This window comes from 'Nostoc azollae' 0708, from assembly GCF_000196515.1.
Classification (GTDB): Bacteria; Cyanobacteriota; Cyanobacteriia; order Cyanobacteriales; family Nostocaceae; genus Trichormus_B; species Trichormus_B azollae.
In genome coordinates, this window is record NC_014248.1 from 387242 (window position 1) to 412517 (window position 25276).

Annotated in this window: 24 protein-coding genes and 7 pseudogenes; 6 read left to right on the plus strand and 25 right to left on the minus strand. The window is 37.7% G+C overall.

Annotated features, from left to right (window positions below; all coding sequences use genetic code 11):
• Nucleotides 1–29: 29 nt before the first annotated feature.
• A complete protein-coding gene (locus tag AAZO_RS36335; RefSeq protein WP_228371435.1) occupies nucleotides 30–323 on the plus strand; it encodes a hypothetical protein in 294 nt (97 codons plus the stop codon).
• A gap of 859 nt (nucleotides 324–1182) precedes the next feature.
• Nucleotides 1183–2016 carry a DNA adenine methylase gene (locus tag AAZO_RS01805; RefSeq protein ID WP_013189966.1) on the plus strand — a complete coding sequence of 278 codons (834 nt, stop codon included), beginning with the start codon at nucleotides 1183–1185 and terminating at the stop codon, nucleotides 2014–2016.
• Between the two features lie 20 nt (nucleotides 2017–2036).
• On the opposite strand, the gene AAZO_RS01810 is transcribed toward AAZO_RS01805, so the two are convergent.
• Nucleotides 2037–2267 carry a hypothetical protein gene (locus tag AAZO_RS01810; protein WP_013189967.1) on the minus strand — a complete coding sequence of 77 codons (231 nt, stop codon included), beginning with the start codon at nucleotides 2265–2267 and terminating at the stop codon, nucleotides 2037–2039.
• 501 nt (nucleotides 2268–2768) lie between these two features.
• On the opposite strand from AAZO_RS01810, the gene tatC reads away from it, so the two are divergent.
• Entirely contained in the window at nucleotides 2769–3563 is a 795-nt protein-coding gene (tatC, locus tag AAZO_RS01815; protein WP_013189968.1) for a twin-arginine translocase subunit TatC, read from the plus strand.
• A gap of 389 nt (nucleotides 3564–3952) precedes the next feature.
• On the opposite strand, the pseudogene arsS reads toward tatC, so the two are convergent.
• From arsS to AAZO_RS28305, 4 genes and pseudogenes are all read right to left on the minus strand, one after another.
• Nucleotides 3953–4939 (minus strand): annotated as a pseudogene (gene arsS / locus AAZO_RS01820) (arsenosugar biosynthesis radical SAM (seleno)protein ArsS).
• 302 nt (nucleotides 4940–5241) lie between these two features.
• On the minus strand, nucleotides 5242–6210 hold the full coding sequence (arsM, locus tag AAZO_RS01825) for an arsenosugar biosynthesis arsenite methyltransferase ArsM (RefSeq protein ID WP_013189969.1): 969 nt from the start codon (nucleotides 6208–6210) through the stop codon (nucleotides 5242–5244).
• A gap of 114 nt (nucleotides 6211–6324) precedes the next feature.
• On the minus strand, nucleotides 6325–6999 hold the full coding sequence (locus AAZO_RS01830; RefSeq protein WP_013189970.1) for a response regulator transcription factor: 675 nt from the start codon (nucleotides 6997–6999) through the stop codon (nucleotides 6325–6327).
• A 352-nt stretch (nucleotides 7000–7351) separates the two neighbouring features.
• Nucleotides 7352–7741 (minus strand): annotated as a pseudogene (locus AAZO_RS28305) (sensor histidine kinase); the annotation flags it as partial.
• Between the two features lie 130 nt (nucleotides 7742–7871).
• Between AAZO_RS28305 and AAZO_RS01840 the strand changes: the two are divergent.
• A pseudogene (locus tag AAZO_RS01840) lies at nucleotides 7872–8892 on the plus strand (ISKra4 family transposase).
• Nucleotides 8893–9394: 502 nt separating this feature from the next.
• On the opposite strand, the gene AAZO_RS40800 reads toward AAZO_RS01840, so the two are convergent.
• The 17 genes and pseudogenes from AAZO_RS40800 to AAZO_RS01915 form a co-directional block, all read right to left on the minus strand.
• Nucleotides 9395–9517 carry a hypothetical protein gene (locus tag AAZO_RS40800; protein WP_266887688.1) on the minus strand — a complete coding sequence of 41 codons (123 nt, stop codon included), beginning with the start codon at nucleotides 9515–9517 and terminating at the stop codon, nucleotides 9395–9397.
• 45 nt (nucleotides 9518–9562) lie between these two features.
• Nucleotides 9563–9739, minus strand: coding sequence for a hypothetical protein (locus AAZO_RS34760; RefSeq protein WP_228371436.1), 177 nt, complete (start codon nucleotides 9737–9739; stop codon nucleotides 9563–9565).
• Nucleotides 9740–10059: 320 nt separating this feature from the next.
• Nucleotides 10060–10209 (minus strand): hypothetical protein, encoded by a 150-nt coding sequence (locus AAZO_RS34765; RefSeq protein WP_187289580.1) that lies wholly within the window; start codon nucleotides 10207–10209, stop codon nucleotides 10060–10062.
• A 12-nt stretch (nucleotides 10210–10221) separates the two neighbouring features.
• Nucleotides 10222–10404 carry a hypothetical protein gene (locus tag AAZO_RS25710; RefSeq protein ID WP_049790513.1) on the minus strand — a complete coding sequence of 61 codons (183 nt, stop codon included), beginning with the start codon at nucleotides 10402–10404 and terminating at the stop codon, nucleotides 10222–10224.
• Between the two features lie 49 nt (nucleotides 10405–10453).
• Entirely contained in the window at nucleotides 10454–10612 is a 159-nt protein-coding gene (locus tag AAZO_RS44510; RefSeq protein WP_144031226.1) for a cell wall metabolism sensor histidine kinase WalK, read from the minus strand.
• Between the two features lie 9 nt (nucleotides 10613–10621).
• A complete protein-coding gene (locus AAZO_RS44515; protein WP_041639239.1) occupies nucleotides 10622–10891 on the minus strand; it encodes a hypothetical protein in 270 nt (89 codons plus the stop codon).
• Nucleotides 10892–11330: 439 nt separating this feature from the next.
• Nucleotides 11331–11786, minus strand: coding sequence for a DM13 domain-containing protein (locus AAZO_RS01865; protein ID WP_013189971.1), 456 nt, complete (start codon nucleotides 11784–11786; stop codon nucleotides 11331–11333).
• Between the two features lie 230 nt (nucleotides 11787–12016).
• Entirely contained in the window at nucleotides 12017–12790 is a 774-nt protein-coding gene (locus AAZO_RS01870; RefSeq protein ID WP_013189972.1) for a GNAT family N-acetyltransferase, read from the minus strand.
• A gap of 1124 nt (nucleotides 12791–13914) precedes the next feature.
• Nucleotides 13915–14835: an NAD(+) kinase gene (locus tag AAZO_RS01875; protein ID WP_013189975.1), complete on the minus strand. Its 921-nt coding sequence runs from the start codon at nucleotides 14833–14835 to the stop codon at nucleotides 13915–13917.
• Nucleotides 14836–14841: 6 nt separating this feature from the next.
• Nucleotides 14842–15147: an NADH-quinone oxidoreductase subunit NuoK gene (gene nuoK, locus AAZO_RS01880; RefSeq protein ID WP_006199065.1), complete on the minus strand. Its 306-nt coding sequence runs from the start codon at nucleotides 15145–15147 to the stop codon at nucleotides 14842–14844.
• Between the two features lie 110 nt (nucleotides 15148–15257).
• Nucleotides 15258–15875 (minus strand): NADH-quinone oxidoreductase subunit J, encoded by a 618-nt coding sequence (locus tag AAZO_RS01885; protein ID WP_013189976.1) that lies wholly within the window; start codon nucleotides 15873–15875, stop codon nucleotides 15258–15260.
• A gap of 175 nt (nucleotides 15876–16050) precedes the next feature.
• Entirely contained in the window at nucleotides 16051–16635 is a 585-nt protein-coding gene (ndhI, locus tag AAZO_RS01890; protein ID WP_013189977.1) for an NAD(P)H-quinone oxidoreductase subunit I, read from the minus strand.
• 138 nt (nucleotides 16636–16773) lie between these two features.
• Nucleotides 16774–17892, minus strand: a complete 1119-nt coding sequence (nuoH, locus tag AAZO_RS01895) for an NADH-quinone oxidoreductase subunit NuoH (RefSeq protein WP_013189978.1) — start codon at nucleotides 17890–17892, stop codon at nucleotides 16774–16776.
• Nucleotides 17893–18425: 533 nt separating this feature from the next.
• Nucleotides 18426–19562 (minus strand): citrate synthase, encoded by a 1137-nt coding sequence (locus AAZO_RS01900; protein WP_013189980.1) that lies wholly within the window; start codon nucleotides 19560–19562, stop codon nucleotides 18426–18428.
• Between the two features lie 112 nt (nucleotides 19563–19674).
• Nucleotides 19675–20169 (minus strand): annotated as a pseudogene (gene sixA, locus AAZO_RS01905) (phosphohistidine phosphatase SixA).
• Nucleotides 20170–20317: 148 nt separating this feature from the next.
• The gene (locus AAZO_RS01910) at nucleotides 20318–20488 is read right to left on the minus strand and encodes a hypothetical protein (protein WP_013189981.1); all 171 of its coding nucleotides are present in this window, start codon (nucleotides 20486–20488) and stop codon (nucleotides 20318–20320) included.
• Between the two features lie 294 nt (nucleotides 20489–20782).
• Nucleotides 20783–21544: pseudogene (locus AAZO_RS01915) on the minus strand (IS701 family transposase); the annotation flags it as partial.
• A gap of 192 nt (nucleotides 21545–21736) precedes the next feature.
• Here AAZO_RS01915 and AAZO_RS43190 point away from each other — a divergent pair.
• Together AAZO_RS43190 and AAZO_RS36360 are read left to right on the plus strand one after the other, a co-directional pair.
• Nucleotides 21737–23374, plus strand: a pseudogene (locus tag AAZO_RS43190) (IS1634 family transposase).
• A gap of 139 nt (nucleotides 23375–23513) precedes the next feature.
• Nucleotides 23514–23759, plus strand: a pseudogene (locus AAZO_RS36360) (C4-dicarboxylate ABC transporter).
• Between the two features lie 362 nt (nucleotides 23760–24121).
• On the opposite strand, the gene AAZO_RS43195 reads toward AAZO_RS36360, so the two are convergent.
• The 3 genes from AAZO_RS43195 to AAZO_RS43205 all read right to left on the minus strand — a co-directional run bounded on the left by AAZO_RS43195 (nucleotide 24122) and on the right by AAZO_RS43205 (nucleotide 25122).
• The gene (locus tag AAZO_RS43195; RefSeq protein WP_049790510.1) at nucleotides 24122–24508 is read right to left on the minus strand and encodes an IS66 family transposase; all 387 of its coding nucleotides are present in this window, start codon (nucleotides 24506–24508) and stop codon (nucleotides 24122–24124) included.
• Nucleotides 24509–24777: 269 nt separating this feature from the next.
• Nucleotides 24778–24927 (minus strand): hypothetical protein, encoded by a 150-nt coding sequence (locus tag AAZO_RS43200; protein ID WP_187289579.1) that lies wholly within the window; start codon nucleotides 24925–24927, stop codon nucleotides 24778–24780.
• Nucleotides 24928–24939: 12 nt separating this feature from the next.
• Nucleotides 24940–25122, minus strand: coding sequence for a hypothetical protein (locus AAZO_RS43205; RefSeq protein WP_041639242.1), 183 nt, complete (start codon nucleotides 25120–25122; stop codon nucleotides 24940–24942).
• Nucleotides 25123–25276: the final 154 nt, after the last annotated feature.

Sequence of the window (25276 nt, forward strand, 5' to 3'; positions counted from 1 at the left end):
TTAGACAATACTTAAAAAATACTGCATTAATGGCTGAAATTATACATTTTACAGGATTTATCAAAGGAGTCATCTATAAAACTTACTTAGGTGAGAAGTTAAATGAAATTTACATAGGTAATTTTGATGTTAATCAAGCAGGTGCTTATGGATTGATAAAGTCGTCTATAACTGAACTTGCTTATTCTAAATGGGTTTCACGTAAAAGAACTAGAAGTTACCCATTTGCGAGGATTTATGCTACATACAATGCATCTAAAATTATAACCATAATTCCAGTAGTTAAAGATAAAAGACGAGATGGAGATATAGATAAGATTTAATACTCTACGATTTCATGGATGAATCTATTGAATATTTACATTTTACTTGCTTATTATGAAACAGCACAAAGAAGCCATAAAAAATGACAAGCAGGCAAAAATAAGCTTACTAATCAAAAGTTTAGTAATGGATTTGTGAATTCTCAAATTAACGAAATACTAGCATATCGTTAAAGTACTTTACATTGGAATCAGGATTTATCTTAAGAAAGATTGGTATCAATTTTTGAGAAAGCATTAAGTTCTTATAATGTCATTTCCCATCAAAGTGGGGTCTTGGTTAACTCACGAGTGAGTTTGAAGAGATATTTACAAAAAATTACAGAGGAACTTGAAGAATTTAAAAATATTTCCCTGGAAAGTTCTTAGTATGCCAGTAAACGCGAAGCTATGACTTTTCATCAACTGGAATATTTAACATATGGACTAAAAGTAACTTTTAGTATCGAGAATTACTTAGGAGGAGTTTACTATTTGACTGCCGATGAAATAAATATTTTTCGATAATGATATGTATATCATTCAATAATCTAAAAATCCTTCAACAGAATCTTTACCAAAACTTCCTGATATTCAAGGTGGTTGATTCAAATTAATTCTATATTCTAACTTGGATTATTGAGCACTGAACAGTGAACCAGTAATGTTGTTACTAAATTGAAGCTGACTGGAAAAAATGTAGTTGTTTCTATTATTTTTCCTGATGCTACAATGCAAGAAAGAGAATGTTTCTTACAAGCTAATACAAACATATTCAAGGAAAAGCAGAAAGAAATTATTCTAAATTTAGCTTTAGAGGCTGATAATAGTCCAAACCTGAAAATACAAGTATCTGGCAACTATACGCTATAATCTTGTTATGATTAAAAGCCCTCTCGGTTATCCTGGTGGTAAATCAAGAGCAATCGAAAAAATATCTGAATATTTACCAGAAACCTTCACGCACTTCAGAGAACCTTTCGTTGGTGGTGGTTCTGTCTTTATTTACTTAAAAGAAAAATTTCCTCAATTAAAGATTTGGATTAACGATTTAAACCGGGAACTATTTCTATTTTGGCATTTTCCCCAGTCTGATTTATCTAAATTAGTTTCTGAAGTTGGTCATATTAAAGAACATCATAAAAACGGCAGATTGCTATTTTCCGAGTTAACCAGTGTAGATGTCAATACTTTATCAGATTCAGATCGAGCAGTCCGCTTCTTTGTTCTCAACAGAATTACTTTCAGTGGCACTGTAGAATCAGGTGGTTTTTCTCTAGGAGCTTTTCATAAACGCTTTACTAATTCATCAATAGAACTTCTGGAAAAATCAGAGCATATCTTAACAGCAGATGTCAAAATTACCAACTTAGATTATAGTCAACTCTTACATGGAGATGAGAAAAATGTATTCATATTTTTAGATCCTCCTTATGTGAAAGCCGAAAAACCTAAATTACATGGAAAAAGAGGAGATTTACACACGGTCTTTGACCATATAAGATTAGCAAAATCATTAGAAAAATGCCCTCATAAGTGGTTGCTCACTTATGAGGATGCACTACAAAATCATGAGGATTTTACATGGACAACTATTACCGAATGGGAATTACAGTATGGGATGAATAACTATAAACAGACGAAAGCTGATCTTAGTAAAGAGTTATTTATTAGTAATAATCAAGTTAGCTTGAATGAAGAAAATAGAATTTAATTTTTTTATCTTACTAATCATCAGGCTTTACAGTTACCTGAACGCAAGCAATCTTCTGTTTGGTCATCTCTGGGGCAGATAGGTTTCCAGTCTGGTAGAAAATTAGCATCAGTTACCAAGGTATTGTGAGTAATTATCACAGGAAATGTATACTTTGGTGCCAACAAAATACTAGTAATCAGACCTAAAGTGGAATTAGAAATATACACTGGTAATATTATCAATCCCATATAAATAATTTTCTTATTCATAAATCCTCTGTTTCTATTAATAATAGTGTTATCAGGAACATTATCTTGATGAATCAGAGTTCATAACGTAGTGGAGAAGTACAACTATCATGAACTCATACAGCAAATTGCAGATCAATGAGGTACAAAATATAAATTGAAACCTAGATAGCAAGAGAGTTTTACTCCTGGCTTACAGCAGGAGTCAGGAGTGATTAGTAAGTACCCCCAGACGTGATTGAAAAACCAATAGTTCTGTACTGCTGTATAATATTCTTCTGACAGGAGTTGGCAAAGAAGGAAAGGGAGAAGGGGCTAAAATTTTCCGTTAGCCTTTTCTCAACTATGATAAAAGTTCTTCTTGTTAAGAATTTAATCAGTATTGCCCCCAACATCGCTTCTTATTTACTTAAGCAGATGCAGCGCCACAGAATCGGAAAAATCCCCCAAACCGGAAAAACCTCTATTGGTAGTCGCTCTCCCAGATAAAATAGTTAAGGAATGTAGCCTATTAATTGACTCATGACCCCTTCACCAGACTTAGATACTATCAATTCTCCTGATACGGACATGAAAGGATACAGTAATTCTGAGGCTAATCCTCTAGATGAATTACCAGATGAGGTGGAAATGTCATTTTTTGACCATCTGGAAGAATTGCGGCGACGGATTTTTTATTCTCTAATTGCTATAGCTTTGGGTGTAGTTGGCTGTTTTATTGTTGTTAAACCCTTGGTACAGCTACTGGAAATCCCCGCCCATGGTATCAAATTTCTACAACTTGCACCCGGAGAATATTTCTTTGTCTCTATCAAAGTTGCTGGTTACAGTGGTTTGGTGCTTGCTAGTCCCTTCATTCTTTACCAAATTATCCAGTTCGTGCTTCCGGGACTAACACGCCGTGAACGTCGTTTGTTGGGGCCTGTGGTTTTGGGATCGAGTATATTATTTGTTGGTGGGTTAACTTTTGCTTATTCTCTACTTATTCCCGCAGCTTTGCAATTCTTCATCAATTACGGTGCAGATGTCGTAGAACAATTGTGGTCAATTGAAAGATATTTTGAATTTGTGTTATTGCTGTTATTTACAACAGGATTGGCATTTCAAATTCCGATTATCCAATTATTGCTAGGTAATTTAGGTATTGTTTCTTCTACACAAATGCTGGCTGGTTGGCGGTTTGTAATTATGTCCGCAGTTGTTTTGGGGGCTATACTTACACCTTCTACTGATCCTCTCACTCAAAGTCTTTTAGCTGGAGCAGTTTTAGGTCTTTATTTTGCCGGTATTGGTTTAGTTAAAATTACAGGAAAATAAAAAAAACCGCGAACCATAAGGTTTCACGGCTTTCGGTATGGTGTGAGGAGCTTAACTAACTATCATCATAGACTAACTATTTCCACCTTGATGGCTTGTATCACTTTTGGTAACAGAATTTTTGAAAATGAGCATTCAGGAGCAAAATCGGCTTAATACTTGAGAGTGCAGCGTAGCGTAAGGCATTTTTCGATTTTTCTTACTAATAAATAAAAACCGTGGAGATTTCAATCAATCCACGGTCTTTGGTGTGGTGTGAGGAGACTTAACTAACTAAATATTATCATAATGCATATAACTATTGATTACTCAATTGCCACAACTTTCGTTACATCATTTTGGTTTGATGACATTGATACATTACTTCATTAATCTCAACCCTGGAAAATTTACACTAAAGCACCACCACAACTAGAACCACATCCAGCGGTACAACCATAGCAATAGTCAGCGGTTTGCACTGGACTAATGACTTCTAAACTTCCATTATCTAATAATTTGCTAATTGTCAATTTTTGTCCATGATGATATTTTGCTGGTAAATTCATCACTTGGTTAAAGTCGCAATCATAGATATGTCCTAAATAGTCTACTGACAGTTGATTACGACACATTAAATTCTCAACAGTATGAGAGTTAAATTGCATCTCTAAAAATTGTAAAGAGCTTCAGTAAAGCTGTTTACGTTCTAAATGTAACTTTGTTCTCCCGATAGGTAGGTTAGTAATAGTGAATAGGTTATTAAACACAATATCGAAATATTTTTGCAAGAACATTTTATAAGCTATTTCTAAGTTTGTTTTTTCAGGAGTTAAGGAAAATTTTCCACTGTTGGGTAATTGGGGATTGTACACCAAATCTAAACTTAAATTGGGATGTTTTCCATAACCAACTTGATTCGGCCATTGTAAAGCTTTCATTGAATCATTAAATACACCCTTACCGCGCATTTTATCCACATTATCTGCTAGATAACAGGGCAGAGAGGCTAAAATTCTGACTTGGTTTTGAGCAAAAAAACCAGGTAGATGACCAAATCCTTCAACAAAATAAATGGTTAAATTTGACCGAACAATTACTTCTTTACCTGCTCCTTTTGCTGCTTCTACCAATGGCTTAAAACCAAAGTTAATTTCTGGTGCGTCACCAGTTAAATCGAGGATTTTAATTTCTGGGAACTTATAAATCAGTTCAATTAATTCTAGACAAGTTCCTAGGGAAAGTTATTCTGTTATTTTGGGACTTGCTTCTACATAACAATGATTACAAGCTAGGTTACAACGCTTCCCTAGATTAATTTGTAGAACATTTATTTCTTTTTTGGTTAACACTGAGGTTAGTTTAGTTTGAAAAGGTGTAATTCCTGTTGGCACGATAATTTATACCTTAATCAATTTGCTCGGTTGGTATTTTTGATTTTTAACCAATTTTGGGGGTTTAAGGGATGCTTTAAATGTCTATAAAAGGTATAGTTTATCATTCTGAAAGTAACGAAGTGCAGTTAAGAATCTCGGTTTTGTGTTAAATCGTGATATGCTTTACTATGAGGTTGCTCAATTCCGCTCCTCTAACTCCCCTGTAACTCACAAGCAGCAAGTTTTATGGTCGGGTTTCAATGTCCGTTATAAAACTTAATTATGTATAGTGTAGCGTGCCCTAGGCACAATTGCTAATTATTCTAACAGCACCAACCGGCGTCATAATACCAGGTGGAACCTGTCACCATGATTTCTGTAGGTTTTAATGCTGCTAGTTTTGCGGCTGTTTTATCACATACCGCTACGGCTATACCACGTTGTAAAATATGCTCTGCTGCATCATCAAAAAATGTTTGTGTTCCTGCATAAATTGCTGTTTTGCCTGTGAAAATACAAGCTCCATCTTCAGGCATATCAACTTTGAAGGAAACGGAATCAAGACTTTCTAAGAGTATATTTTCTTCCAGGTTATAAGTTTGTTTATCTAATAATCTATAAGGGCGACGGGCGCGAATTTCAATTTGTCCAAAGCCAGCATTTATAATTAATTGGGTATGTTCTTGATAGGTGAGTGCGCCTGATAAACATAAGGCGCGTAGTCTTTTATCTTGTTGTAAATGTTTAGGAATAGAACGAGTAGTAATGGGGTCACTCATTTGCAGTCTTCCACCTGGTTTTAATACTCTATATGCTTCTTTTAACGCACGAGTTAAATCTGCTGGTTCAAAAATATTGAACAGACAGTTTTGTGCTAATACATCTACTGAGGCATCTGTAACAGGTAAGTTCAATGCATCTCCTGGGCAAATTTTGACAAAACTGGTATCAAACCAAGGATTTTCTTGAGCAGCAATTTCTAGGTTACGTGCAGCGGCTTCGCGCATTGCTTCCACTGGTTCAATAGCAATTATTGCACCGGGACGACGAGAAAAATAGGCAAATTGTAATGCTTCTAAACCACCACCAACACCAACATATAAAACAGTAGGTTGATTTACTAGTTCATTAGTATGAACAGTTGTACCACAAGCATAATTCATTTCCTGCATTGGTAAGGGAATTTTCAATCCTGGTAATTGCAGGGGTGTACTTTGGATACAACATAGTCCTACTTCTGGTGTTTGGGCAACTTCGCTATAAAATTGGGCTACAGTTTCTAAATAAGTCATTGCTGCTATTTGGTATTAACTGTGTATAGATCAGTATAGATAAATTGTGCATATTAGTATAGTCAAGTATGGATCGGATGAGTTTTTCCTGAGAATTTCTTAAACTTAATCACGTTAATCACGCAATACGTAACCGACACCACGCACGGTTTGGAGGAGACGCTTTTCGTTGTTGGCTTCGAGTTTTAGGCGTAAGTAACGAATGTAAACTTCTATAACGTTGGAATCACCCATGAAGTCGTAACCCCAGACTTCTTCTAAAATGCGATCGCGTGTAATTACCTGTCGCGGATGGGTGAGTAAATAGTCCAGTAAATCAAATTCCTTTGCAGTCAACTCGACTAAACGCTGTCCTCGGTAGACTTCCCCCGTACTCCGATTTAAACTCAAATCATCAAACATTAAGATATCTGCGCTATCTGTTTCTTTACTTCTACGTAAATGAGCGCGGACTCTGGCTAATAATTCTTCCAAACTGAATGGTTTAACTACGTAATCATCAGCACCAGCATCTAAACCAGCCACGCAAGCGCTAACTTCATCTTTAGCAGTTAATAAAATTATCGGTACTTTATCACCGCTAGCTCGCAAGCGACGACAAATTTCTAAACCCGAAACACCAGGTAGCATCCAATCTAAGATTATTAAATCTAGATTTAACTGTCGTGCTGCTGTCAGTGCAGTCAGTCCATCATAAGCTACGCTAACTTGATAGCCTTCATAACTCAATTCTAGTTCTATAAATCGAGCCAATTTCACTTCATCTTCAACCAGTAAGATGTGTGTCATAAAAATATTTGGTATTTTACCAGAGGATGGTCATATTAATACAAAAACAGACAAATTTTCCACACCAGTTCACCATGGCGAAAACAAATATAGGAATCCAGTTTGATTCCTGTATCCCTTACAGGAGGCGAAGCCATATTTACTTGTGTACGCAGGTAAAAGGCAAGAGGATTTTAGAAAATTCAGCTATACCTAACTTTACAAAAATCAAATAGGACTGGGATATATAGTGAAATCCAGTGAAAGAAGTTTAATGCTTTCTTCCCTTTTGCCTCCTTTCACCATATACCTGATCATTTTGCATACCACATAGCCCTACTGACAGTAATTGATAATTATATAAGATATCGGTTTATAGATTAACAGATAATGGTGATGCGAGTAAACTAATTGTAAATATACTTCCTTCCCCTAACCGAGAGCGTACACTCACATGACCACCCATCCTTTCGACAAAAGTCTTAACGATTGATGATACCAAATCACAACTACCAGTAGAATAAGTACCTGCTTCATCTACACCGTAAAAGCGCTAAAAAATTCGTGCCTGATGTTGTGAAGGAATACCATAACCTTGATCACAAACTTCAATAATTACCTCTTCACCTTGCAAATCTAAATTAATAAGTATAGGCGTATCTGTTGGGGAATACTTAACAGCATTATTAATCAAGTTTAGTAAAATCTGTTTTAAACGATTAAAATCTGTTTCTACCTCAATTACCTGATTTATTGACTCAACTTTTATAGGAGGATCCACTATTGGAATATACACAAGTGATAGGATTATATAAGGATAAACAAGTGTGGATTAGCAACCATAAACCAGGAAGAAAGAACGGCTCAAAGCCTGCTTAGAAGAATAGGCAACATTGTTATATGAAGAAGCAGACAAAAGTCAGATAACAGACTTGGAAGGAATAGAAAAAACAGTAAGGAGTCAAATATTAGAAGTGGTAAGTCCAGAAATAGCCATTTTTTATTGAAGAAACAACCGGAAGGAAAGTAGGTAAAACCAGGAAAGTCAAAACCTTGGTAGGAGAGGAGAACTAAAACTAAAAGCTAAATAGTTGCAGAGACTGGGTTTGAAGCCAAGAAGTCGATTAAGTCCATTACTTCAAAAGTGCTGCTTGAGGCTATCAGCTAAGGAATCATATCAACAAGCAGAAGTTGAAATTGAAGCATTAACAGGAGTAAAAGTTGGCCATAGGAGGCAACAAAAACTAGTTGTGGAAGAAGATTGGGAGCTACCACAAGGAAAACAAGCTATCTGTGAAGTGAGCATGGATGGTGGAAAAGTACGACTAGGGGGCAAACTACAAGCAGGCTGGTACTGGCGAGACTATAAAACCCTTCGTCTACAAGGAATTTATGATGGCGCATTTTTTGATAACAACTAATCAATCATGAGTTGATTATGTTAATAGCCAGTCTTTGGTTAACCCCCTTGTGTGTTTGGGGGATGGTCATGATGGAGTTTGGAATTTAGTTAAAGAGTTTGGAACTGAAAAATTCAAACCTTTGGAAATTTTGGATTGGTATCACCTCAAAGAGAATCTTTATTAAATCGGTGGTTATTTAAAGCATCTCCAAGCTGTTGAGAGTTTATTGTGGTAATGTCAGATAGAGCCAATTCAAGCCTTATTTAATAACTGTCGAGGCAAACAAGTTAAGAAGTTTTTCGACATAAGCGAAAAATATCCCACTAGCATTATTAACTACACCTACTACCAAGCTGAACAACTGTGTTCTATTGGTTCTGGATCTGTCGAATCTGCTATTCAACAGATTGGAGCAAGGATTAGAATTTCTGGCCCACAGTGGAATGTTGAAAGTGTCTACCAAATCCTTTCCCTTCCTTGTGCTTATCTCAATGGTTTGCTTCCTATTTGAGTCTTTCTGCCAAAACTCGATGGTCCCACTTTTTATCATTCTTTCGTAAGGATTCAGGTCTAAGGAAGAGGGATTAAATAAGGTGTATGGAAAGCAGAGTGAACCATGGCTTTCATAGGTTGGTCAAGAAACTCAATTAGAGAAAGTGCTTGACGGCGACAAGTTTGTATAACCGTCAATAAATTGGCAGGATGTTGGAATAGCTCCAGAGAAAGAGAACCACCACAGACTTTTTGTTGTGTCAGTGCTAAACCTAACCTTGGTTCAGCTAAATTATGATCAAGGTCTATTGCCTAAGGAAGGTAAAAGTTTACCAGGTTCCCCTGGGGCTTTATCAATGAATGAATGGAAGATTCAACTTTTGGTTGAAACTAGGATGGCCAAGTCAAGAACTCATGAAGGTTTTGGGTTTGTTGGAATAAAGGGTAGTTTTTAAAACCTTCATCTATGAGGTCCATGAATTTTGTGCCAATTTCTTGGTGATTGAAGCCAGGAATCTTGATTAGTGTCTTGAAGTGACGGGGTAGGGTAGATGTGCCTGACATTTCTGTTGAGCTGTGACCGGATAACCGTTATAGCCAGTAAAGTCATCAGAACTGAGTACACCAGAGTAACTTGAACCCACAATGGATTCTAATTCGCCAGGACAAGGAGTATCAGACCCATGAAATCAAGGGAAGTCACTATTGGCAAAAATCCATAACCATTGTTTCACCCCTTTGAGTACCCAGGGTGTTTCATCCCCAAGGATATGAGGCTGGGTTTGTTTTATCCACTGTTTGAGGCTATGAATACTTTGAGCCACTGGACCATCTATTCCTTCATTGGTACCTACTAATGTTCCCACTCCAATTTCCATTTAACCCAGTTCCCACAGTTCCCACAACAAGAAGTGTTGTTTTTCATAGGGTCAATGGCCCTAGTTATTGATCCATCCCAAAAAAGCTTGTCCTGTGATTTCTATATCTTGTCCCGGTACTATCTCTGGTGACCGGTGTGCCCTTTGTGTTTCCCCACACACACTGCAAATCCACGTCTATCTTTCATATTCTACTATTTGGATTTGGATTAGCCTGTCCACCAAGTCCCCTACTTGTTGTGTTTGGATTTTTATTGGTTCGCCAAATAATTCCCCCTGACCTCACCATCCACCCACTTGCCGTCCCACTATCTCAAATCTATTCTATCTACTCCACCAAACACCTTTCTCCTTTTTCCCCTATGCCCTGGTTGTCCTCCTGGTCTCCTTTTTCGTGTCTGGTTTTCTTCTGGTTTCTCTTGTTGTTTGTTCTCGGTTTTTTTGAGGATTTCTCCCAAGGGTGGTGTGGATCATGTTATGGTCTCTAAATCTCTACTGACTTTGAGTTTCTCTATTTCTTTTTCCAGTTCTACTACTCTATTTGTTAGGTTCTCTATACTTTTCCCCTGGTCAATAATGATTTCTACCAGTTGCTCTATTCCCAACTGCTTCAATATCTCTCTGTCTAGTTTTAGTCCCAGCCTCTTTTCCATAACTGCTATATTCTGCCTCACCTATCACACTTGTCAATACCCCACCACCTCAATCCTTACATTCTTTCGCTATACTAGCCATACTTCCAACCTCTGCTACTGACTCATTTAGTAAACAAACATCCCAGCGCAAATGTAAATAACCACTATCAGCCCTAGCCAAATCAAGTAAATCTTGTAAAAGTCTAATAGTCCTTTCCGTTTCCATACACGCAGTTTATAAAGCTTCAAGTTGCGCTGAATTTAAATTATTCTGTCTTCTTAAAAGACTTTGCAAATAACCATTCATAATAGTCAAATGTGTACATAATTCGTGAGACACATTACTCACAACTTGTCGTTTCTGTTCCCGAGATTGGGACAGACGCGATAACATCATATTGAAATACTTGTGACTATTAATTAAGATTTGCTCCATATTCAAACTTGTCCAACTAGCCAGTCCACCTATTCCCAAAGAAGATGCTGAAACCACAGTAATACGCATACTTAGGCGTAACCGCAAAGAAAAAATATCAAGTTTCTACCAAAACCTGTGGATTTGTTTCACTTTAGTATTTAGAAGTTTGTGATTATAAAATTCGATGATAACAAGTTTACAGACTTAGGTTTATTTGCGATTTGTTGTAATTTAATTAAATTGGAAATATAAAGATTAATATTTACACTCCAGTGAGAGCCTACTTATAAATTAAATATTCACTAGAGTGTGTTACGGCTATGTAAGGATTGGGGAATTTGAGAGAGTGAGGATTAGCCGTAACGCACCATATTCCTCGGTGCATTAAGCTTTGCTATAACGCACCCTACAATTTAATATTTACTTTATCAACCATCTCTGATACAGCATATTGCAACTTCAAGTAGATAAACTAAAAATCCAAAATCAACCATCAAATGGCTTTTACTCCTAACTCCTGCTGTAACTATTTAGGCAAACCCGCATACCCAAAACTAACATTAAATGAGCGACACCACATAGCCAAAAAACCAAAATTTGCCAACTTCACATTATTAGGTAAGGCATAACGTTGAGAACCGCTAATCTTTTGTAAAGGAGCAATACGTGCATAATCTTTTTCCTTAATACCATATTTTGCCGGTGTATTAGAATGATACAGATTTAAAAATAAATCTGGTCTATTCTCAGTTTTGAAACTCTTGTCAAACTCTAAATAGCTAATTCCATTTTCAGTAATAAAACTCACTTTCCCATGAATCCTGTGTTCCAAAGTCTTAAAGCTTTCAGATGCTGCTACTGAATTATCCATATTTTTTACCGACTGAGGCTGATTATTGATAGGAGTTGATTTTATTTCCTTTGTACAACCTAAGCTGAAAAAAATCACCATACCAACAATAACTAAAAGGTGGAATTTCATACTTGAACTTCCTTAGAATTATCCTTAGGGACAATTTCAAGTATGATTCCATCATTTAAATTAATTTAGCCTGAGAACTTGTTTAGAATTCGGTCAATCTTTATTGAGAAAAACATCAATTAGCATCCTAATTGTGACAAACATTAATAGGTAAATAAGGCACAAAACATACTAAAAAATGTCACAGACTAAAGGATTATTACTGCTTACCGATAAATTCTGAATTATTACTATTCCCATAACATAAATTTCGCAAAATCAGTAATATTCGATAGAATTAAAAAATCAATAGTTTTAAACTGTCTGTCAATAGCGGGTAAACTACATATTTTAGCTCCAATACTCAAATAAGCTTGTAAAATCTTCGGAATCTCAACATTATATATATTAGGACAATCTTGAGCAATTTCCACAGAGTATTCTGAATTTGGCTCAACTAAAATACTTGGATGCATCAAATCATGATGCTGAAAATAATGATAAGCATAATTAGCTTGGACAGGACATTGTGTCAGTAATGATGCACAACCAAAAAAATATTCTTTTCCACTCCAAATCAAATAATTAGCTAATCCTTCCCAAATTAACAAAAATGTATGAAGATTCCGATATTCTTTAGCTATACACGCACGTCCAACTTCTACAGATGACTGAAGTAAAAGATCGGGAAATTTACTAAGATTAAATATATCAGCAGAATCGAAACCTAAACCTTTACCAGCCATTGTATAACTTTGCATCCTATATGTACCAATAGTTTTGCCAGTATGTTTAGCAATAAGTATCAAGTGATGACAAACATCATCAAATTTATCTCGATCCATTGCTGTAACATTAGAACCAGAAAATCCCAAACCTAATTCTAAATTAAACACCTCAAAACGCAAACGGAAAACAGATTCTAATTCTTCCTCATTTGCAGCCAGTCGTACAATATACTTGTCATTTTGCAAAATGGGAAAATCAATAGGATGTAGTTGAGAAGAGATGATATGGTAATACATTTACATCTGTTTTCCTACTTATACAGCAGCGGTCATCCGATTTTGGATTTTAAATTTTGGACGTTTCAGAGACTCAGTGGAACGATTTTGAATTGATGACACAGATAAATCCTGGGCTTTTACCATCAAGAAATTACTAAATAGAGGTCAGCAATCAGGAGGAAGGCCTTATTATTAGATAGCGTTACCTACAATATATTGTGCTGTATGCATGAAAAATCCTACTCAGATATAGAGCAGATAACAGAGATAATATATATATTCAATAATTAGGGAGCATCCCAATAAAGGCAAAAATCACGGCGTTACTATACCTATTGCAAAATTGTTTCTGTGGTATGATAGAGAGTTTTAGATTTTATGTATTTTTGGTGTTCTTTGGGCTTGCTAATTTCAATATAACCCTGTAACTCTAACTTTTGGCTAAAACAAAGACAACCCACCATTATAACATAAAACTAATTCTGCAAGAGGTATAGTACCGCCGTGAATTTAAAATGCTTCTTTCAGAAGAGCTACCCTAACAAAATATCTCCTTGGGAGACCCTACGCGGACAAAATTCAAAATGTATACGGCTTGAGCTTTTCAGACATTTGGAATGGTTGGTTTATTTACGCCGTACTGTACTAGTTCAAAAACCCTTTGAAACTCTCTTTCCTTCGCGTTCTTTCTATCCTTTGCAGTTTGTTTATTTCATGCCTTAGATAAGTCGTATGGTCAGATAAAAATAAACTTACACATTTGGGATGCTCCCAATAATTATGAAGCTGAGATTACTTTTATTATCAACATATTGAACAATAAAATCTGGCAATAAGATACACATTTATAAGGAAATAGGCTGAAAACCCCGATATAGAACCCTAAACAGCCAAAAAGTTTTTAGGATTCTATGTTATGTATTTTCAGTCGGGGATGAAAGCCATCTAGAGGCTAAAGCCTCCGGTGACTTTTCCCCAGTATGACTTAAAGAAGATTAATTTTCCATCTTAGGGGTTATAAAGTTCCCTAAACTATGTTATCATCATCTATTACCTTCTGCTTATGAACCCTCAAAAAACCCCCGAACATATCTCCGGGGGCTAAAATCATTTTTCTTTCATTTGCAAACGCTAATAGCTGGTTAATTGCGATGATTATTACTGTAGCGAACCCTTGTACCAGCCCAAAGTAACTTCTCCCGCAGCGTTTGATAATATGAATTATTCTCCCGCAACACAATAAATTTAGCCCGACAATCAGCCATTCGCACATCAACACGATGTCCCGGCCAAATTGAAGTAGATAAAACCCCATCCATCCACAATTTTGTACTTAAATCATAATCACCCAGAGGCCAAATACTTACCACCGAACCAGGGGGTAAAATCAGAGGACGACTAGAAAGACTCATGGGACAAATGGGTGTAATAGTAATTGCCTCCATGCCATCATGCATAATTGGTCCACTGGCAGAAACCGTATAACCAGTTGAACCAGTGGGAGTAGAGACAATTAACCCATCTCCTACATACTGATCAACTACCTCACCATCAATTTCCATTTCCAGAATTGAGGTAATCATCCGGTCAGCAGAAGCTGGTTTTACACAAAACTCGTTCAAAGCGAGGAACTGTTCAGTCACCGGTTCTAGGTTTGTCCGATCACCCTCATATACAGCCGCTTGCAACATCATCCTTCGCTGGAGAGCATAACGATCTTCAAACAGCCGATCCCAAACTTGTTCTGTATCTTGAAACTCATCCATTGACTCGGTTAAAAACCCCAAATGGCCTCCCACATTCACTCCCAGAATGGGGATACCAGCTGGGGCTAAATGCCTCGCACTCGTCAAAACAGTACCATCACCACCAAGTACCAAAGCTAAATCAATTGGTTGACTGGAGGATGCTAAAAACACCGGATAGGGGTTATCTTTTGGTCCGCTAGGCCCCACCAAAACTTGGCACTGATGGTATTCTAGTTGTTTAGCACAGAGTTCTGCCCAGCGTTTACTCTGGGAATCTCGCGCTTTATAAGCAATTATTACCTGCTTTAGTTGCACGCACTGTTACCATTTCAGGAGATTAAACTGCTCCATATCGACGGTATCACGGTTGCGATAAATGGCCAGCACTATCGCTAACCCAACCGCCGCTTCAGCAGCTGCCACAGTAATCACAAAAACTGTGAAAACTTGACCCTTAATTAAGGTTGAATCGAGAAAGTTGGAAAATGCCATTAAATTCAGATTAACAGCATTCAGCAACAACTCAATTGACATCAGTACCCGCACAGCGTTACGGCTAGTAATTAAGCCATAGATGCCAATGCAAAACAAAGCTGCTGCTAGTAATAAAAAGTATTGAAGTTGCATGATGGGTAATTGGTAATTGGTAATTGGTAATTGGTAATTGGTAATTGGTAATTGGTAATTGGTAATTGGGTAATTTATCTCCCTAGTCACCAGTTACCAGTCCCCATTACCTATTCTTCAGTTCCAGCACCGCTACCAGTTGATACCAATTCTCTGGGGCGTTCTGGCAAGGTTAAGATTGTTTGTGGCATATCAGAAGAAGGTACTTCGTCTGGTAAATACTCACGACGAGCCAAAATAATTGCTCCCACCATAGCCATCAGCAACAAAATAGAAGCCAATTCAAAGGGCAGCAAAAAGTCAGTGAAGAAATGTTCACCAATCAAAACTATAGAACTTTCACCAGCCACAGGCACAGAGGAATATGCCCAAGGCGTTGCCACTACCATCGTACTTAAAAGGCCAAACAGTCCTATACTCACTAGAGATGTAATTATTTTTCGCAACCCAGCACTAGGTAAAGGTGAAAAATCCTGACGCTTGTTGACCAACATAATGGCAAACAATATCAGCACGTTAATCGCACCCACATAAATCAAAATTTGTGCTGCTGCGACAAAATCACCATTTAGCAACAGGTATAGTCCAGCCATGCTGATGAATACACCACCTAGCAAAAATGCTGAATAGACGATGTTAGAAAACAGCACTACACCCAATGCTGCCCCAATCATCATTACACCTAATATGCCAAATGAAATAACTTGTACTCCTTCCGCTAGGTTCACTTTATTTTGTCCTTTATCCTTTGTCAGTTGTCAGTTGTCAGTTGTCAGTTGTCAGTTGTCAGTTGTCTGTTGTCTGTTGTCTGTTGTCTGTTGTCTGTTGTCAGTTGTCAGTCGTCAGTCGTCTGTTGTAGATATGTTCCGATGGAACTTTTATACTTATCAGTTTGTTAACTGTTTACTGTTCACTGATTTCTACAAGGTCTTCTGGACGAGAACCAGCACGGGGAGCATCTGCGGGTACCCTATGGGGTTCGAGTACGCCTTTAGGTAGGTAAACCAGTTCGCGCAAGGGTGTCACCATTGGATCGTCTGTTACCTTGTAAGGCAGTCGTCCTAGTGCTACGTTATCGTAGTTCAATTCATGGCGATCATAGCTAGCAAGCTCGTATTCTTCTGTCATGGATAGGCAGTTAGTGGGGCAGTATTCCACGCAGTTACCACAGAAGATGCAAACTCCGAAATCAATACTGTAGTGTTTGAGTTTTTTCTTTTTGGTGGCTTTGTCCATTTCCCAATCAACTACAGGGAGGTTAATGGGACAAACACGCACACAAACTTCACAAGCTATGCATTTGTCAAATTCATAGTGAATCCTACCCCGAAACCGTTCCCCAGGAATCAATTTTTCATAGGGATACTGTACGGTAATAGGACGACGCTGCATGTGGTCAAAGGTGACAGATAAACCTTGCCCAATGTAACGCGCTGATTGTAATGCTTCTTTGGCGTAATCACCAACTTGTTTGAGGAACTTTAGCATTATTTGTGTCTCTACTCTTTTCAGGTGATAGATGATAGATGATTGGTGATTAGTCATTAGTCATTAGTCATTAGTCATTAGTCATTAGTCATGACTTTTCTAATTTTGACTTTTGACTTTAATATCCCCAGTCCCCTATTAGCCACCAAAGGCGAAGGGAAAAGCTAATTTTAGGGCTGCGGTTAATAGGAGATTAACCAAACCAACTGGTAGCAAGAACTTCCATCCTAAATCTAGTAATTGGTCAATTCTTACCCGTGGTACTGTCCAACGGATGAGGATGGCCAAAAATACTAGAAAATAGGCTTTGAGTACGGTCATGGTAATGCCTAAAGCGGCTGTTACTACTTGGAGTACAGGGTTGTTAGGACTTACTCCTAGCACATTACCCAGTAAATCTATAGGGACAGGAAAATGCCAACCACCCAAGTATAAAATTGCTACTAGCAAAGAAGAAAGGATCAGGTTAATGTAAGAACCCAGGTAAAATAAACCAAATTTCATGCCTGAGTATTCGGTTTGATACCCTGCTACTAGTTCTTCTTCTGCTTCGGGTAAGTCAAAGGGTAAGCGTTCGCATTCTGCTAAAGCGGCAATCCAAAAGATTATGAAACCCAATGGTTGTCGCCAAATGTTCCAACCGAGAATGCCAAAATTAGATTGCTGATTGACGATATCAACCGTGCTGAGGCTATTAGACATCATTGCGATCGCTAACACACTCAGCGCCAATGGAATTTCATAACTAATTGACTGTGCTGCTGCCCGTAAACCACCCAATAGAGAGTATTTATTATTGGATGCGTAGCCTGCCATCAACAAGCCAATTGGCTGAATACTAGACAATGCAATCCATAAAAAGACTCCCATCCCCACATTGGTAATGACGATATTCTCCCCAAAAGGGACAATCAGAAACGACAAGAATACCGGGATTACCACAATTACTGGGCCAAGAGTAAAAAGCCAGCGATCTGCTTTTGCTGGGACGATATCTTCTTTAAAGATTAGCTTCAGACCATCTGCTACAGGCACTAACAACCCAAAAGGCCCTTGATATTCAGGGCCAATTCGTTGCTGTGCCGCAGCAGAAATTTTCCGTTCTAGCCAGGTCGCAACCAGTACGCCCACCGTTGCACCAATCAGCATCAGGACCATTGGTAATGGCATCCAAATCGCTTTGGCTACCCCTGGTGGTATTCCTAAATCCCTGACAGATTGAATAAAAGTTCCTTGGAGGTCAATTCCTGCATTCATTTTTGCTACTCTTTAAATCTTCAAGTCATGGTGAATCACAACTAGTTGAGTTAATCACTGTAAATTCACTGGTTGATAATCTCTGCCGAGATGATGCCTAATTGTAGATTTGTTACCAATCCATGAGTTTAGTATATCCTGGGATGGTTTTCACCCCATTAACCAAGATGACAACTTCTGCTTATGGTTGGGATTAAGAAAGAAGAGGATGGGGAGGATGAGGGAGATGGGGGGAGCAGATGTGAAATTTCTGCTTTTAACTCCTGAACTCCTAATACTTCCGACTAAATTGTCTTATTTTCCGGCACTGATGGCTGTGATAATTGAAGTACAGCAACAATTTTAAGATTATCGAGTTGAGATATTTAAGTGCAAGCCCACTTTATCAGACAGATGACACTTATCAATCTGTCCACTGTTGGGCGTTAATCCCAAATCTCAAATCTAAAATTGGTTTCTTGTCACCTAATTGCGGGAAAATTCCTCTGAACTGTCACCTGTCACCTGTTAAGAGTCAACTATTTTCAAGCTGGTTAACGCTTGTCGATGGGAGTGTAAGTGATTTCGTGACGACCGTTATAAACTTGGGTAGGACGGAAAATCCGGTTTTCTGCAAGTTGTTCTTTCCAGTGTGCTAACCAACCAGCCACACGAGCGATCGCAAATACAGGTGTAAATAAATCCGTGGGAATTCCCATTTTCCTATACACGAGCCCAGAGTAAAAGTCAACATTAGGATAAATCCCTTTGCTGCCGACTTTCTCGGCCATTACCCATTCTACTTCTTGAGCAACTTCATAATACTTATCGTAGCCAAACTTATCGAACAGTTGCTCTGCCAATCGTTGTAAGATAGTTGCCCGTGGATCTTTTACCTTATATACACGGTGTCCAAACCCCATAATTTTCGCCTTCTTTTGCAGACGATCTTCTATGTAGGAACGGACATTATCCACACAGCTAATTTCTTCCAACATCTCAATAACTTCTTCGTTAGCACCACCATGCAGCGGACCGCCTAAAGTACCTACCGCACTGGCAACCACAGCATAAGGGTCAGTTAAGGTAGAAGCTGTAACTCTCGCACTGAAGGTAGAAGCATTCATTGTATGCTCAACGTGCAGAATCAAACAGATGTCAAAAATTCGCGCTGCTAACGGATCGGGTTCTTTCTCATTGAGCATATACAAGAAGTTGGCGGCATAATCCAAATCATCCCTTGGTTTTACCGGATCATTACCCTTCCGCATCAACTGGAAAGCCGCTACCATTGTGGGAATTATCGCTACTAAACGTACTACTGCATTCCGAATATAGACAGGGTTATGTAAGTCACGACGAGAATAAAATAAACCCAAGGCAGCAGCAGAGGCTTGTAGAGCATCCATTGGATGACCGCTTTCGGGGAAGCATTTCATCATATCCCGAATGCGGTATTTTATCCGCCTGTGGGTACAAACTTCATCTTCAAAAGCCGCCAATTCTTCCTTGTTTGGCAATTCACCCCAGATTAAGAGATAAGCAGTTTCTAAGAATGTACTTCTTTCTGCTAATTCCTCAATCCGAATGCCACGATACTCCAGTATTCCCTTTTGCCCATCTACATAACTAATACTCGATTGGGCTGCGGGAATGCCTTCTAAACCAGGCTTGTATTCGCACACCGTCATGGCTACACCATTTGCTTTGTGAAATATCTGAACACGCTAACTCACCAGAGATTATTTTCACCATAACAGTTGCCGATTTAACAACTATTCTATGCGAAAGGTCCAAAAACTGTTATAGCAGATACTTGGGTGGTGTCAACCAGAACATTTGACTACGATCCAAAGGAGAACCACCATCTGGTAGTTTTATTCCGATCATACCTGCTTTTTTAAGGACGAGGCGTTCTTTTGCTTCCCCACAGAGGAGAATTTCTGCCCAACTGCTCAAACACGGCTCATATCCTACTAATGCTATGGTAGTTTGTTGAGTATAATTTCTTGGTTCTAAGCAGTTTGTGAGCTGATTTTTGATATTTCCTTCAAAGGTGAGATGGTGAGATATTTCTAATTGAGAAGAGAGTCCCACGGCTATGAGTATTTCTGCTGTTTCGTGTGCTCGGACTAGGGGACTGGTGAGAATTAAATCAAAATTTAGATCCAGTTTTAATAATTTTTAGGCTACTTTTTCGGTTTTTTCTCTTCCTTCTTTGGTTAGCTTACGTTATTCATCTTTTAGCGATGGTTGATGTTCTTCGGCGATGCCATGACTAATTAAATATAGTTCCATATTTTTATTGTTGAGTATTCAACTATCAGTTAGGGCTTATCAAATTTATGGATATGGTAATAGGTTTAAACTTACTGCTTGGATCACACCGCGACCAACATCAATGATGATATCAGTATCAACAATAGTCGAGTTAGTTATGGGAGTCTTACCACTCGTTTTTTATAACACTACGCACCCAAGCGTTGCTCTCTGTTAAATCTTGACGTTCGCTCCACATCCCAATAAATCCATCATTTATTAAGTCAATATCTAGTGACTGAGTAGCAGGTTCAACTAGATGATATCTTTGTAGTAAAAAAGCAATAAATTCGAACACTTGACGCTGTGCTTCAAGGGAAGGGATGAAAATTCATTTAATAATTCTTGTTGTGTCATTTTAGAGATCTTTGTTAGTTAGTCTAGGTTTAAACCAATATAAGTTAATGTTGGGTTAGGCTAATGCTAAATCAAGCTACAGATTTCGTTCATTTGTTAGTTGAGCCGCGCTCTTATTGGCGTAACATCTCGTAGATAAGCTGTTACGCAGATAAGATCATAAATTATGTATCAGGACTTACGCAACTGGTACAAATAGCGGGTAGGATGTAGCCCTGGCACGGAACAATTGAACTCAAACCAAGCACATAGGAAGACTTGGGCGTTTTAGTTGCTGAATTAAATAATTAGAAAGGAATCTATGCTTGTTTTGATAAACAGTTTGACCAGTTTGATAGGCTAAATTCTTTAATCTAATCCAAACCAACATTTCACAAGCAATATGATTTCTTTGAAACCTAGCTTTACGACATTGACAAGATTCAATACCAGTTATTTGTTTAATCTCTCGGTGAAAATCCTCGGTTCTCCAACGAATTTTACACACCTCTTGTACAAAATTCGTAGAACTTTGAGATAAATCGTTAGTAGCGACATAATCCGTTCTGTTGGTAGAAATAGCAACCCGGAATAGTTTCACTTTTTTCTGAGCGGGAAACCCTTTAATTTTTATAATTTTACCATATTCTAACTCTTCAGTACTCCATTCTAATAATTCAATAGGTTTATCTTTTCCTTTGGCAAATGTATCATCAACTAACCGATTCTTTTTTAAGGGGCAATAATAAATTCTGTCTAAGCTATCAATATAAAGCATGAAACTGTTTACTGCATACCATGTGTCCATCAAAACCCTACCAAATGGGAAAAGCTGATGATACACCAGGTTTTGCAGCATATCTTTCACATGGTCTATCTTGGTTTTACCATCCACATCAGCATTAAAAATGCGGTAATCTATTACCCCAAATCTTTGAAATTTAGGATTCACATATACACAACTGACTACACCAATTCCTTGGAGTATGCCATGTTCATTACCACTATATTGTCTCCTCTTCGAGGAAGAAAAGGCTTAATAAGAACAGTATCATGAAAATGGCAATAGAGTGAGAGAATAAAGTTTTGTGAAGAAGGTAAAAGAAAAGAAAATTTAATGATTTAAAAATTAAATTAGAACAGCAGAAGAAATGATTTAATCACAACAGGAGTTGTGGATAATTCTTTTGTGAAATCAAAGCTTCAAAAAATGGAAATTCAAAACCTAGACCATTTAGGCATAGTAGCAGGAATAATAGACGCCATAGGAGTAGTAGAAATAATCCTTGAAATTGGTGAGAAAGTAAGTCCGGTTCATGTAGTAAAAGCCATGATAATCAACGGGTTATGATTTGTATAAAAACCCTTATATATGTTTACCCAAGATTTTGAAACAACCCCCTGTGACCATCTAATAGGATCAGGAGTAACACCAGAATATCTCAAGGACGATAAACTGGGGAGAGTCATGGATAAACTATTTATAAAAGGATTGGATAGGATATTTTTTATTGTCGCCTTAAAAGCAGCCCAAAAATTTGGAGTATCCCTATGAGCAGGGCATCTAGACTCATCATAAATGCACATATATGGGCAATATAATACCAGCTTACCAGAAGTAATATTTGAGAATCAAAAAGTAGGAAATAATCAAGAAATAGAAGAATTACCAGTAAAATCACCAAAAGAAATAACCATCACCTACGGTTATTCTGGTGACCATAGACCGGAGTTAAAACAGTCCATCATAGAAATGATATGTTCAGGAGATGGAGACATACCAATATATATTTTTAAAACTAGCATCGGGAAATCAAGCAGATTCATCATGCTTTGGTAAAATAGCAGTAGAGTACCAAAAACAATTAAAATTTAACTAAAAGTTAACAGTCTCATAGTAGCAGACTGGGCCTTATATACAGAATCAAATCTGAAAATGATGTCAGATTTAAGCTGGTTATGTCCAGTGCCATTAAGCGTAAAATCAGCACAATCATTAATATCAACACTACCAGAACCAGAATTTGTTGATAGTAACTTCCCCGGATATAAACTAGCTTCAAAAACAGTAAATTATGCAGGAAAAGAACAAATATGGTTAGTAGTACAAAGTCAAGAAAAAAGAGAATCAGACCTGGGTAAACTCTCACAAAAAATTACCAAGGCACAATCAAAAGCTGTGCAAGATTTGAAAAAGTTATCACCAGAAAAATTTGCTTGTGAAGCTGATGCTATCAAGGGGTTATCTAAAGTATTCAAACAATTCAAATATCACCAAATTAACCAGAGTAAAGTTACTCAAATCAAATCTAAGAAAAAGGATATTTCAGGAGAGATATCCTATGAAATATCAGCTACATTCTCCCAGAATGAAAGTAAAATTAATACAGAATTTCTGAGGGCAGGGCCTTTTATTATTACTACAGACCTTTTGGATTCAAATAAACTTACCCATGACTCCATCTTGAGTGAATATAAAGCTCAACAGTCTTGCCAGAGAGGGTTTGCTTTTCTCAAAGACCCATTATTTTTTGCAGACAGTATTTTCCTAAAAATTCCAGAGAGAATAGAGTCCCTGGGAATGATTATGGGTTTATGTCTGCTGGTTTATACTTTAGGGCAACGACAAATTAGAACCCCTTTGAGAGAGTCTAAATCAACAGTAAAAAATCAATTGGGGAAACCAACTGACCGCCCCACTTTACGCTGGATTTTTCCATGCCTTCAGTCTATTCATTTAGTTACACTTAACCAAGAAAAACACATGTGTTACTGGACTCAAGAGAGAGATTTCATTGTGAATCTTTTACCAGAGCATTGTTTTCCCTACTATCAATTACTTACCTAATTTTTCTCTCTATTAATTTAATTAATATCAGAAAATAACCTAATATCCTTGATTTATAACTCTATTTTACTAGAATTTCTTTTTTTACTTCAATCTATTAGTCTAAGTTATGATTTATCTCTTGAATATCTTCATTTAGCTGTTGACTGCTCTGGGCGGTGTTCTTTCTTATTGCTCCTTATTGAGAATAGCTTTTGATGGTATTTTTGGTGCTTTACTGTTTCTCTAATGCCTTTTTAAATACTTATACTTTTTAATACTAACTATGATTTTTCCCCTCCGTAATTTCTCTCTGTGGCAGTTTAGGGTGCGGAATGATGAAAGAAGGTGTATGGAAAGCAGAGTGAACCATGGCTTTCATAGGTTGGTCAAAAAACTCAACTAGAGAAAGTGCTTGACGACGACAAGTTTGTATAACCGTCAATAAATTGGCAGGATGTTGGAATAGCTCCAGAGAAAGAGAACCACCACAGACTTTTCGTTGTTTCAGTGCTAAACCTAACCTTGGTTCAGCTAAATTATGATCAAGGTCTATTGCCTAAGGAAGGTAAAAGTTTACCAGGTTACCCTAGGGCTTGATCAATGAATGAATGGAAGATTCAACTTTTGGTTGAACCTAGGATGGGTAAGTCAAGAATTCATGAAGGTTTTGGGTTTGTTGGAATAAAGGGTAGTTTTTAAAACCTTCATCTATGAGGTCCATGAATTTTGTGCCAATTTCTTGGTGATTGAAGCCAGGAATCTTGATTAGTGTCTTGAAGTGACGGGGTAGGGTAGATGTGCCTGACATTTCTGTTGAGCTGTGACCGGATAACCGTTATAGGCAGTAAAGTCATCAGAACTGAGTACACCAGAATAACTTGAACCCACAATGGATTCTAATTCGGTAGGACAAGGAGTATCAGGCCCATGAAATAAAGCGAAGTCACTATCACTATTGGCAAAAATCCATAACCATTGTTTCAGCCCTTTGACTACCCAGGGTGTTTCATCCCTAAGGATATAAGGCTGGGTTTGTTTTATCCACTGTTTGAGGCTATGAATACTTTGAGCCACTGTACTGTCTATTCCTTCATTGGTACCTACTAATGTTCCCACTCCAATTTCTATTTGACCCAGTTCCCACAACAACAAGTGTTGTTTTTTATAGGCTCAATGGCCCTAGTTATTGCTCCATCCCAAAAAAGCTTGTCCTGTGATTCCTATATCTTGTCCCGGTACTATCTCTGGTGACCAGTGTGCCCTTTATGTTTCCCCACACACACTGCAAGTCTACGTATATCTTTCATATTCTACTATTTGGATTGGCCTGTCCACCAACTCCCCTAGTTGTTGTGTTTGGATTTTTATTGGTTCGCCAAATAATTCCCCCTGACCTCACCATCCACAGACTTGCCGTGCCACTATCTCAAATCTATTCTATCTACTCCACCAAACACCTTTCTCCTTTTTCCCCTATGCCCTGGTTGTCCTCCTGGTTTCCGTTTTCGTGTCTGGTTTTCTTCTCGTTTCTCTTGTTGTTTGTTCTCGGTTTCTTTGAGGATGTCTCCCAAGGGTGGTTTGGATCATGTTATGGTCTCTAAATCTCTACTGACTTTGAGCTTCTCTATTTCTTTTTCCAGTTCTACTACCCTATTTGTTAGGTTCTCTATACTTTTCCCCTGGTCAATAATGATTTCTACCAGTTGCTGTGTTCCCAACTGCTTCAATATCTCTCTGTTTAGTTTTGGTCCCAGGTTCTTTTCCATAAGTGCTATATTCTGCCTCACCTATCACACTTGTCAATACCCCACCACCTCAATCCTTAGTTTTGTAGGGGTTTAGCAATGCGCTTTACCCCCACTGAATCAACACCGTTTTTTGGTCTGTTTGAACGTAATTCGGTTACTGATTCTTGGTACT